Annotated in this window: 9 protein-coding genes; 4 read left to right on the top strand and 5 right to left on the bottom strand. The window is 71.1% G+C overall.

Features of this window, described 5'->3' with window-relative positions; genetic code table 11:
• The first annotated feature begins 386 nt into the window (after positions 1 to 386).
• The gene (locus D9R02_RS09605; protein ID WP_121566814.1) at positions 387 to 860 is read left to right on the top strand and encodes a Fur family transcriptional regulator; all 474 of its coding nucleotides are present in this window, start codon (positions 387 to 389) and stop codon (positions 858 to 860) included.
• 47 nt (positions 861 to 907) lie between these two features.
• Positions 908 to 2,431, top strand: a complete 1,524-nt coding sequence (locus D9R02_RS09610; RefSeq protein ID WP_019309702.1) for a catalase — start codon at positions 908 to 910, stop codon at positions 2,429 to 2,431.
• 241 nt (positions 2,432 to 2,672) lie between these two features.
• On the opposite strand, the gene D9R02_RS09615 is transcribed toward D9R02_RS09610, so the two are convergent.
• Positions 2,673 to 4,040: an SseB family protein gene (locus D9R02_RS09615; RefSeq protein WP_121566815.1), complete on the bottom strand. Its 1,368-nt coding sequence runs from the start codon at positions 4,038 to 4,040 to the stop codon at positions 2,673 to 2,675.
• Between the two features lie 347 nt (positions 4,041 to 4,387).
• On the opposite strand from D9R02_RS09615, the gene D9R02_RS09620 reads away from it, so the two are divergent.
• Together D9R02_RS09620 and rarD are read left to right on the top strand one after the other, a co-directional pair.
• Entirely contained in the window at positions 4,388 to 5,842 is a 1,455-nt protein-coding gene (locus D9R02_RS09620; protein WP_059281597.1) for a DUF6882 domain-containing protein, read from the top strand.
• A gap of 50 nt (positions 5,843 to 5,892) precedes the next feature.
• On the top strand, positions 5,893 to 6,831 hold the full coding sequence (gene rarD, locus D9R02_RS09625; RefSeq protein ID WP_082698384.1) for an EamA family transporter RarD: 939 nt from the start codon (positions 5,893 to 5,895) through the stop codon (positions 6,829 to 6,831).
• Between the two features lie 123 nt (positions 6,832 to 6,954).
• On the opposite strand, the gene D9R02_RS09630 is transcribed toward rarD, so the two are convergent.
• The 4 genes from D9R02_RS09630 to D9R02_RS09645 form a co-directional block, all read right to left on the bottom strand.
• Positions 6,955 to 7,239 carry a methionine/alanine import family NSS transporter small subunit gene (locus D9R02_RS09630; RefSeq protein WP_121566816.1) on the bottom strand — a complete coding sequence of 95 codons (285 nt, stop codon included), beginning with the start codon at positions 7,237 to 7,239 and terminating at the stop codon, positions 6,955 to 6,957.
• The gene (locus tag D9R02_RS09635; RefSeq protein WP_019311219.1) at positions 7,236 to 9,002 is read right to left on the bottom strand and encodes a sodium-dependent transporter; all 1,767 of its coding nucleotides are present in this window, start codon (positions 9,000 to 9,002) and stop codon (positions 7,236 to 7,238) included. Before D9R02_RS09635 ends, D9R02_RS09630 begins: the two co-directional genes overlap by 4 nt.
• A gap of 95 nt (positions 9,003 to 9,097) precedes the next feature.
• Positions 9,098 to 10,060, bottom strand: a complete 963-nt coding sequence (locus D9R02_RS09640; protein ID WP_223246039.1) for a polyprenyl synthetase family protein — start codon at positions 10,058 to 10,060, stop codon at positions 9,098 to 9,100.
• Between the two features lie 109 nt (positions 10,061 to 10,169).
• On the bottom strand, positions 10,170 to 11,441 hold the full coding sequence (locus D9R02_RS09645) for a geranylgeranyl reductase family protein (RefSeq protein ID WP_102613126.1): 1,272 nt from the start codon (positions 11,439 to 11,441) through the stop codon (positions 10,170 to 10,172).
• Between the last annotated feature and the right edge of the window lie 132 nt (positions 11,442 to 11,573).

Consider the following 11,573-nt stretch of genomic DNA (forward strand, 5'->3'; position numbering starts at 1 on the left):
CTCCTAGCACCGCTCTCTTTCCCCCGGTGCCGGGCAGCCCACCCGGCGAAGAGACGCTCTCGCCCGCCGCGTGCCACGTAATGCGTCCCCGTACTGACCGTGGCACCGGCTCGTCGGTCCCAGAGCGATCGGACCGTCCGGAATCCGGCGCAGCCCGCACCGGATTCACTGTGTAGACACCCGGGTCCACGGATCGTGACGCGAGAACCAGAAAAAAGTTTTCCGGCCCTCGCTGGGGGCGCCGCACGCCTCCCCCGAGTCCGCACTGCCCGCGCTTCGTCGACCTGCGCGCAGGGGTGGCGCATCCCCCGCCGTGGCGCGGCGGACCGCGGGTAAGGGTGCACTAACTATTGTGAATAGCTCAGAATAAGGTTAGAGTCGAGCCCATGGAGACCATCGCCGAGATCGCACCGCATCCCTCACGGGACGCGTGGACCTCGCATCTGCGCTCGCACGGGCGCAGGGTCACCAAGCAGCGTCTCGCGGTGCTCGACGCCGTGGACGCCGTGCCGCACGCCACCGCGGAGGAGACGGTCAGGCAGGTCCGATCGGTCCTGCCGAACATGTCCGTCCAGTCCGTGTACGTGGTCCTCGCGGACCTCGCGGCCATCGGCATGGTGTCCAAGTTCGAACCGCCCGGTTCCCCGGCGCGGTACGAGATCCGCACCGGGGACAACCACCACCACGCGTACTGCATCCGCTGCGGAGTCATCCGCGACGTGCCGTGCGCCGTGGGGCACGCGCCGTGCCTCACGCCCTCGCAGGACCACGGCTTCGAGCTGCTGTCCGCCGAGGTGGTGTACCGGGGCATCTGCCCGCAGTGCCAGCAGGCTGCTGCGGCGGCGGACCTCGAGGCGTAGTACGTCACCACTTCCCGTCGGATCCCATCCATCACCCAGGAGGAATCATGTCTGACACCACTCCCCATGAGCACGGACTGCGCAAGACCGGTTCGTTCACCACCAGCCAGGAGGGCCTGCCGGTCCCCACGAACGCTGACGCCCACTCGCTGAGCGTCGGCGCGGACGGCCCGATCGTCCTGCACGATTCCTACCTCGTCGAGAAGCTCGCCGCGTTCGACCGCGAGCGCGTGCCGGAGCGCGTGGTGCACGCCAAGGGCGCCGGTGCCTTCGGTGAGCTCGAGGTCACCGAGGACGTGTCCCAGTACACCAAGGCCGCCGTGTTCCAGAAGGGCACCAAGACCCCCATGCTGGCGCGCTTCTCCACCGTGGCCGGCGAGCAGGGCTCCCCGGACACCTGGCGCGACCCCCGCGGCTTCGCGCTGAAGTTCTACACCACCGAGGGCAACCTGGACATCGTGGGCAACAACACCCCGATCTTCTTCGTGCGCGACGGCATCAAGTTCCCGGACTTCATCCACTCGCAGAAGCGCCTTCCCGGCTCGGGCATGCGGGACAACACCATGCAGTGGGACTTCTGGACCCAGTCCCCCGAGTCCGCCCACCAGGTGACCTACCTCATGGGCCCCCGCGGCATCCCGAAGACCTACCGCCACATGAACGGCTACGGCTCCCACACCTACCAGTGGAGCAACGAGGCCGGCGAGCGCTTCTGGATCAAGTACCACTTCATCTCCGACCAGGGCACCGAGGGCCTCACCGGTCCGGAGGCCGAGGAGATCGCGGGCAAGGACGCGGATGCGCACCGCCGCGACCTCTACGACTCGATCGAGAAGGGCGACTTCCCGTCCTGGACCATGTACGTGCAGGTCATGCCGTACGAGGACGCCAAGACGTACCGCTTCAACCCGTTCGACGTCACCAAGACGATCTCCAAGAAGGACTACCCGCGCATCAAGGTGGGCAAGTTCACGCTGAACCAGAACCCGCTGAACTACTTCGCGCAGATCGAGCAGGCGGCGTTCTCCCCCGGCAACACCGTTCCCGGTGTGGAGATCTCCCCGGACAAGATGCTGATGACCCGCGTGTTCTCCTACCCGGACACGCACCGTCACCGCATCGGCGCGAACTTCGCGGACCTGCCCGTGAACTTCCCGTACCGCTCGGAGCAGAACTCGTACTCGCAGGACGGCCCCATGCGGTACACGTTCAAGCACCCGAACCAGCCGGTGTACGCGCCCAACACCCAGGGCGGCCCCGTGGCCGGTGCCGGTTCCGCTGTGGCGGACAACATGCGCTGGGAGTCCGACGGCGACCTGCTGCGCACCGCGGCCACCCTGCACTCCGAGGACGACGACTTCGGTCAGGCCGGCACCCTCTACCGTGAGGTCTTCTCCGACGAGGAGAAGGCGGAGACGGTGGAGAACATCGCCGGTCACGTGGGTGACGTGATGGACGAGACCATCAAGGAGGCCGCGTTCCAGTACTGGGAGAAGGTCGACCCCGAGCTGGGCCGCCGCGTCCGCGAGGCCGAGGCCCGCAACTCCGGTTCGGACGCCTACGGCATCTGATCCGTCCCGGTGACCCGGCGCTGCGGCGCCGCTGATCCAAAGGCCCCGTTCCCGCTTCGGCGGGGACGGGGCCTGTGGCGTGCCCGGGGTCCCGTGGCCGACGCCGCGGCCGATCCCTCAGGGGCCCGGTCCTCTCGCGGAGCGTCAGGGACCGGCACGGAACGTCCGCGGGTCTCCATGCCGTTCGCGGAGTTCGTCGGGGCGCGCTCCGCCGGGCAGCCCGACGCCGCGTGCCCGGGTTCTACTCGGTGTCCTGCGTCCCGGTGCGCTGCTCCTCGCGCTGCGTCACGAGCTCGAGCATCTCCTTGAGCTGCTCGGTGGGCAGGGTGGCCACGGGTGCCATGGCGTTGAGGCACACGGCCGCGGCGCCGCAGTCCACGGCGAACTGCAGGATCTGGCGGGCGGGTGCGGAGCGCACCGTCAGGGCGGGGTCCAGTGCGGCGACCTCCGCGGCGGAGGTGAAGACCAGGAGGGTGTCGGGTGCCGCGCCCTCCTGCTCGGGCTGGACCATCACGGGCACGGCGTCCTCGCCGTGGTCCCGGGTGCCGAGCATCAGGTGGGCGTCCGGGTTGAACAGCGCACCCAGCACGTTGGCCATGTTGCCGCTGACCAGGGCCTGCTTGAGGGGCTCGTTGTGCGGGGAGCTGCCCACCCACTCGACCTGCTGCCGGGAGATCCGGGTGGCGTGCGCGGAGGCCGGGTCCACCACGATCTCGTCGTACTGCCCGTCCTGGACCACCATCTGCACCATGGCGCTGGCCCGCTGGCGCAGCAGCACCGGTTCCTGCAGCTCCTCGTTCCGGTTGCTGCGCGTGAACATCTCACGGGCCTGGTCCGCGCTGGTGTAGACGGCCAGCGCCCGGGAGCCGTCCGGCTGGTTCACGGTCTGCACGCGGATGTGGGAGTCCGGGCCGATGGGCTGGCCGTCCTCCCCCGGGACCATGTCGGACCCGGAGACGTCCAGCAGCACCGTGCCCGCCAGCGCCTCGCGCAGCACTCCCGCGAGCGACCGGTCCCCCGGTGCCTCGGCGTGCGCCTGCGCCGCCGCCCGCAGCCGGGGGTGCACGTCCCCGTGGCTCTCGTCCTCCGCGGGATCCGCGAACGGGAGGCTGAGACCCGCGGCGTCCGCGAGCTCCACGGCCCACAGCGGCACGTGCTCCTGGGTGCGGGGGAACTGCGTGAGCTGGGCGAGGACGTCCTGGGCGGTGTAGGAGCCCTCCTGCGCGTACGTGGCGGGCATCTGCTCGAACTCGTAGGTCGCGTTCGTGCGCAGGGTGGGTTCGGGCCAGCCCTGTGCGGCGATCATGAGGGACATGGTGAGCCAGCTGCCGCGCCCGGCCACCCAGCAGCTGCGCTGCAGCTCCGAGAGCAGCTCCAGCACGGGGCTCTGCTCCTTGATGGGCCCGGCGGCGCCGGGGATCACCGCGCCCTCCCGGTTCTCGATGACCCGCAGGTGCACGCGCCCACCCTGCGGCTTGAACTCCACGAGCATGGAGTCCCAGCCCGGATCGGTGCGCAGCACGGACATCACCCACTCGCCCACCTGGGCCACGAGCTCGCGCTCGGTGCGGGTCGGAGGGGTCGGGCCGGACTCGGGTGCGGAGCTCATGTTCTCGTCAGTGTCCCTTCGGCCCGGTGTCCCCGGGCCAGTCTCGTCACGGGCGTGCGCGGGACTCCCGGTCGGTGGTCCGGGCCGCGTGGCCCCCAGCCTAGCCAACGTGCGCGGCGTCACCCCGGCGGCGTCGTGTGCTGCGTCCCCGGTGCGCGCGGGCGGCGCGTCCCAGCGGGCCCGAGCCCCGGCCCACTGGTGGCCCCGCCGCACGACGACGCCGCCGCGCCCGGCGCGCGTCCGCCCCCGTGCGGTCCGGGCGCCCCGGTCCCCGTCCGGCCCGCGCCCAGCGTTCCGGCAGGACGGACCGGACGGTGGGACCCCGCACCAGTTGTTAGCCTGGGACCATGACGAAAACTTTGCAGGAGCTGATCGACGAGTCGATCTTCATCTCCACCGAGTACCAGGCAGTGCTGGCCGAGCTGTCGCAGGGTGCGGATTGGGACGTGGACTTCTCCGCGCCGTCGTTCACCCTGCAGACCACCCCGCCGGTCACCCTTACGCCCTACCTGCTGGGCACCGAGTCCGCCGCCCGCGGGACGTTCGTGTGGTGCTGGCAGGAGCTGGGCCACTTCAACCCGCAGGTGGTCTCCGCCGCGGTGCAGGCCAAGCAGGCCGGGGAGCGCCACGAGATCGCGGAGCTGAGCACGGCGGAGCTGCCGCTGCAGGAGGGGCTCGCCCGCCGGGTGACCCTTGCGGCCAAGGCCGTGACCGGTCTCTACGCCCACTACCCCGCACGCGCCGGTGGCAACATCACGGCGTGGCTGCTGCTGGACGGCCAGCAGTTCGAGCTCCCGCGGCTCACCGAGCAGCGCATGATGCAGGTGATCGGGGAGTCCCTCACCACGGACACCGCCGTGGACCACAACCTGGCCGTGGCCAGCTACGCCAAGCTGCGCGGCGCCCACGTGGAGTGGGACACGGACGCCACCTGCGTGGTCACGGTCCACGACGGCGCGCAGCGCTTCTGGTTCGACGACCACCAGATCACCGGCGTGGAACCGGCCGAGCCCTCCGTGGGCGAGGATGAGCTGCGTGAGCTCGAGCGCCAGGCGCAGACCCACCGCGAGGCTCTGGTCCAGGACCGTCAGGCCGCTGTGGCCCAGGCGGAGCGTCTGGGTGAGCAGCAGCGCGCGGAGGCCGCGGAGCGCAAGCGGCGCGAGCGGGAGGAAGCCGCCGCGGCGTCGTCGTCCGCGCCCGCAGCCCAGCCCACGGACGAGGAGCCGCTGCCCACCGAGCTGTCCCCCGAGGACATCGAGGCGCCGGAACCCGAGCAGCCCGCCGGGGACGTGGCCGTGCCCGCGAGCCAGGTGCGGGACGCGGACGCCCCGTTCGACCAGGAGCCCACCGGGCCCGCCGAGCCCGGCCGCGTGGAGACCACCGTGCTGCCCGGCCACCAGGAGGAGACCCTCACCGCCGGACCGCAGGCCTCCCCGCACCCGGACACCACCGCCATGTCGCGGATCCCGGATCCGGACCTTGCGGCCGGCCAGCCCGGGACCGCCGGGGCGGAGACCCACGGCGGGCTCGACCGCGAGGACGACGTGCGCACCGAGCGCGAGAGCGTCACCGTGTCCGAGGAGCGCGTGGTGCGCGAAGACGCCTCCCCCGCCGGCCCGCGTGAGGCCCACGTGGAGCGCGAGGCCGTGGTGACCCGCGAGACCGTGGCCGGGCCCGAGGCCGCGGACGACGACATCTCCGCGCCCGCCGTGGTGGACGGCGAAGAGGTCGAGACCAACGAGCAGACGGAGCGCAAGGGCAAGAAGAAGCGCGGTTTCCTCAGCCGTTTCTTCGACCTGTAGGCCCTCCCTCCGCGTCCTGCACGCCCGACCACCGGCGGTAGGATGCTCCGGTGAGTGATGAGATGACACCCGGCCCGGGACCCGACCAGCACCGTCGGGCCCGGGCCGGAGTCGGTTACGGGTTCGGCGCCTACGCGATCTGGGGGCTGCTGCCGCTGTACTTCGTGCTGCTGGCGCCCGCCACACCCTACGAGATCGTGGCCCTGCGGGTGGTCTTCTCGCTGCTGTTCTGCCTGGCCCTGCTCGCGGTGACGGGCGGGCTGCGGCAGTACCTGCGGGTCTTCCGCGACCGCCGCGCCGTCCTGGCCCTGGGCGCCGCCGGCGTTCTGATCGCCGGGAACTGGTTGCTCTACACCGTGGCCGCCACCACCGGGCACACGCTGGAGGCGTCCCTGGGGTACTTCATCAACCCCATCGTGGCCATCCTGCTGGGCGTGCTCGTGCTGCACGAAAAGCTGCGGCCCCTGCAGTGGGCCGCGATCGCCGTGGGAGTGGTGGCGGTGCTGGTGATGTCCGTGTTCTACGGCTCCGTGCCGTGGCTGTCCCTGGGACTCGCGTTCTCCTTCGGCTTCTACGGTCTCGTGAAGTCCCGGCTGGGCTCCCGGTACCCGGCCCTGGTCACCCTGGCCGCGGAGACCACCATGATCACCCCGCTGGCCCTCGTGGCCGTGGCCGTGCTCGGGGTGCAGGGGCAGACCACCCTGCTCTCCGAGGGCGCCGGGCACTTCCTGCTGCTGCTCTCCGCGGGTGTGATCACCGCGGTCCCCCTGCTGCTGTTCGGCGCCGCCGCCTCCCGCCTGCCCCTGAGCACCGTGGGCATGATCCAGTACGTGGCCCCCATCGGGCAGTTCATCCTGGCCACGGCGGTGTTCCACGAGGCCATGCCGCCGGAGCGGTGGGCCGGTTTCGTGCTCGTGTGGATCGCGGTGGTGCTGCTCGTCCTCGACGCCGTTCGCGCCCCGCGTGCCCCGCGGCTGCCCCGCCGCTGAGCTCTCGCCGGAAGACGCTGCGGCACCCCGTCGCGGCGAACCCGCGGCCGAACCGCCCCCGGGGACGACGAAGGCCACTCCCGGAGATCTCCGGGAGTGGCCTTCGTGCGTAGGAGGGTCGGGTCAGAGGTGGCGGCCCGTGGCCTGCTCGGGAGCCTGGGCACCCTCACCTGCGGGGCGCGGTTCACCGCGCAGGTCGCGCGGGTCCTCGGCCGACGTGCTCGGCCGCCCGGTGGCGTCGTCGATGCCCCCGTGGTGCGCCTCAGCGAGCTCGCCCTCGTCCTCGGCGGGCGTGTCGATCTCGTCCTCCAGCTCGGGAGAGCGCTTGATGTTGATCAGCGCAAGCACCAGTCCGCCCCACACCAGGACCATGGCCACGACCATCATGACGATTGCGGTGCCGTTCATCGGTTGTCTCCTTCGGTGTGGCGGGACGTGGCGCCCGCGGAGGTGGTCGCCCGGGTGTCGCGCTCGGTGCTCGAGCGCGACCAGGGCATCCTCCGCCGGACCACGGTGCCGCGGTAGATGGCGCGCAGGGAGAAGTCCTGGCCCAGCGCCGGGGTGCGCCCGGCGGTGTCCGGGTAGTGGGTCAGGGACTCCTGGTTCTCCAGCGCCTTGCGGTCCAGGTAGGCGTCCTGCACCGAGGGTGCCGGGCTGGTGAAGGCCTCCGACGTGCGCCTGCTCCACGGCAGCCGGGAGATCAAGTAGGAGATCACGATGAGACCGACCGCCATGCCCCAGCCGAACACGTTCACGAACCACTGCGGCATGTCGTTGTAGCCCTCGGCCACGGTCTGCGTGAGCTGGTCGATGAGGATGTAGCCCAGGATCACCGGGGTCACACCGCCAGCCATGATCATCCAGGTGCGCCCCAGCTTGAAGGACGAGACCGAGTTGATGTGGTCGCGCAGCGTGGGCAGCGCGGTGAACCCGGAGGTGAGCAGCAGCACCGAGACCAGCGCGGCCGTGACGATGCCGAAGTTGTTCACGAACGCGTCCACCACGTCCAGCAGGTTCAGCCCCGTGGTGGTGGGGAAGAACAGCAGGGACACGGCCGCGAGGGGCAGGACCACCGTGGCCACGGCCGCCTTGCGGGAGAGCCCGAGCTTGTCCCGCACGCCCGCCACGATGACCTCCACGATGGAGATCAGGGACGTGAAGCCCGCGAAGGACAGGGCGCCGAAGAACAGCACGCCCAGAACGGTGCCGAACGGCGCCTCGGAGATGATGGCCGGGAAGGCGATGAACGCCAGGCCGATGCCGGACGTGGCCACCTCGTCCACGCCCACGCCGGAAGCTGTGGCCATGAAGCCCAGGGCGGCGAACACGCCGATGCCGGCGAGGATCTCGAACGAGGAGTTCGCGAAGCCCACCACCAGGGCCGAGCCGGAGAGGTCCGAGCGGGGCTTGAGGTAGGACGCGTAGGTGACCATGATGCCGAAGCCCACGGAGAGGGAGAAGAAGATCTGCCCGTAGGCGGCCACCCACACGGAGGAGTCGCCCAGGGCCTCCCAGTTGGGGGTGAACAGCGCGTTGAGCCCGGCGGAGGCGCCCGGCAGCGTGACGGCCATGACCACCATGATGAGGAACATGACCACGAGCAGCGGCAGGAGCACCACGTTGAGCTTGCCGATGCCGTTCTGCACGCCCATCATCAGCACCACGAGCAGCACGACCCAGGCGATCGCGGTCACCAGGAGCACGGGCCAGATGTAGTCGAAGCCGATGGTCACCTCGTCCGAGACCTGCATGTAGTCCGACATGAAGAACGAGGCGGGATCGTCCCCCCACGCCTTGGTGAAGGAGAACACGGTGTACTGCATGGCCCAGCCGATGATCAGCGCGTAGTAGACCGCGATGACCACGCAGATCCCGAGCTGCCACCAGCCAATGGTCTCGAGCTTGGGGTGCAGCCGCCGGAAGGACAGCGGGGCGGAACCGCGGTAGCGGTGCCCGATCGCGTAGTCCAGCATGAGCAGGGGAATGCCCGCGGTGAGCAGTGCCACCAGGTAGGGGATGATGAAGGCGCCGCCGCCGTTCTCGTAGGCGACGTACGGGAAGCGCCAGATGTTGCCCAGGCCCACGGCCGAGCCGATGGCGGCGAGGATGAACATGGTGCGGCCGGAGAAGGCTTCCTTCGCGGCGCCACCCTGTGGTGTGTCAGTGGTCATGTGTGAACCTCACGGGGGAATTCGTCCCATAGACGCGGCCACCGGGGTCCCGGGGCACGCAAGCGGATCGTGAATGTCCCAAGGATACTGACAACTCAGCCGGTTCTGTGGACCACCGCGTGGGCGAATTCACGGAGTGCGGACTTGGCCACGGAATCGTCCAGGGGCGCGAGCGCCTCGATGGCCTCGTCCGCCCACTGGTTCGCGATCCGCCAGGCCTCTGCGGAGACCGGGTGCTCGGACACGGCGTCCACGGCGCGGGCGAGCGCCTCGTCCTCTGAGAGGTCCCCGTCCACGAGGGCGAGCACCTCGCGTGCCGCGGCCGCCGCCTGCGCGTCGGTTCCCGCGGCCTCGCGGCGCAGCAGCAGCACGGGCAGCGTGTCCACGCCCTCGCGCAGGTCCGTGCCGCGGGTCTTGCCGGAGACGTCCGGGTGGCCGGTGAGGTCGATGATGTCGTCCGCGAGCTGGAACGCGAGCCCCAGCTTCTCGCCGTAGACCACCATGAGGTCCACCACGGAGGCGGGGGCACCACCGAGCAGGGCGCCGTACTGGCCACTCGCGGCGATCAGCGAGCCGGTCTTGCCCGCGATGACGTCCAGGTAGTGCTCCACGGGGTCGTCCCCCTCGGCGGGTCCGGCCGTCTCACGCAGCTGGCCGATGACCAGCCGCTCGAAGGTGCGGGCCTGGATCATGAGGGACTCCTGGCCGAGCTCGGACACCATGGACGAGGCCCGCGCGAAGATCATGTCCCCGGTGAGGATGGCCACCGTGTTGCCCCACACGGTGTGCGCGGTCTCCACGCCCCGGCGCATGGGGGCGGAGTCCATGACGTCGTCGTGGTAGAGGGAGGCCAGGTGGGTCAGTTCCACCACCACCGCGGCCTCGACGACGTCCTCGTTCACGGACCCGGCCACTTCCGCCGCGAGCAGCGCGAGCAGGGGCCGGATGCGCTTGCCGCCGGCGTTGAGCAGGTGGCGCGCGGTGACGTCCGCCAGCTGGTCCGTGGAGCGCACCGCTTCGCCCAGGCGCTCCTCCACGCGCTCGAGCGAGCGCAGCATGAGGGGACCCAGACGAGGGTCCTGGGCGATGAGTTCGAACCCCGCGGGCAGGCGCGGGGAGGCCTCGGGGCGGCTGGGATCAGTCACGGTGCACCACTCTATCGACAATTCAGCGCGCGGGCGTCAGCGCGTCCAGCACTGCGATGGCGCGGTCCGTCACGGTCCGCGCGGGGTGGTCCGAGAGCTCGGTCATCACCTGCACGGCGAAGCGCATCAGGGCGGGCACGTTCATCCCGGCGCGCACCGCCGCGGAGAGCACCGCGGGGTGGCCGATGAGCTCGGCGAGCGCCCTGCCCTGCGTGAAGTGGGCTCCCCACTCGTCGCGCACGAGCTGCGGGTAGCGGGCCAGGGCGTTCTCGCGCTGCTGAGAGCCGTTGGCACCGGCGGCGTCCAGGATGCAGGACGCGGCGAAGAGCCCGGACTCCATGGCGTTGGAGATCCCCTCGCCGTTGAACGGGGAGACGAGCCCGGCGGCGTCGCCCAGGAGCATCAGGCCGGGGACGTAGTGGGGGGTGCGGTTGCCGGCCATGGGCAGGGCGGCGGAGCCGATGCGCCCCACCTGGTGCTCGGGGTCGAAGGTCCAGTCCGCGGGCATGGAGGCCACCCAGTCGCGCAGCACCGCGCGGTAGTCCAGCGTGCCGAAGGCGGGGGAGGTGTCCAGGATGCCGAGGCCCACGTTCGCGGTGCCGTCCCCCACGCCGAACACCCAGCCGTAGCCGGGCAGCAGCGAGCGCTGCGGGGAGGTGCCGTCCTGCAGCTCCAGCCAGCCCTCCATCCAGTCCAGCGCGGAGCGCGGGGAGCGGTAGTAGGTGCGCACGGCCACGCCCATGGGCCGGTCGGTGCGCCGGTGCAGGCCCGCCGCCACGGCGGTGCGGGTGGAGTTCCCGTCCGCGGCCAGCACGAGGTCCGCGGTGTGCTCCTCGGTCTCCGCGGTGCGGCGGCCGGTGGCGGGGTCCATCACGGTGGCGCGCACGCCCACCACGCGCCCGGTGCCGTCCCGCAGGACGTCCTTCACGGCACGGTGCTCGACCACGTGCGCACCGGCCCGCTGCGCGTGGCGGATGATGTCCTCGTCGAAGCCCGCGCGGGTGCGGACCAGGCCGTAGGAGGGGAAGTCGGTGAGCTCGGGCCAGGGGAACTCCACGGTGCGCCCGGCCGCCACGAGCCGCAGCCCCTGGTTGCGCGTGTAGCCCTCGGCCTCGCCGTGGGGCAGTCCCATGAGCCGCATCTGCTGCACGGCGCGCGGGGTGAGCCCGTCCCCGCAGACCTTCTCCCGCGGGTAGCCCGTCTTCTCCAGGACGGTCACGGGGATGCCCTGGCTCGCGAGCCAGTACGCCGCCGTGGCGCCGGCGGGACCGCCCCCGCTGATCAGAACCTTCACTGCGCCGCAGCCCTCCGCGTCCTCGTGCACCCCGGGTGCGCGCCGGCCGGCACGCGAGACCCCCTGGAATCCACGGACCATTGTGTCACTGCCCGCCGACGCCGCCCGCTCACCCACCGCCCCCGGCTCCCC

The sequence above is a fragment of the Kocuria rhizophila genome (genome assembly GCF_003667225.1).
GTDB lineage: Bacteria > Actinomycetota > Actinomycetes > Actinomycetales > Micrococcaceae > Kocuria > Kocuria rhizophila.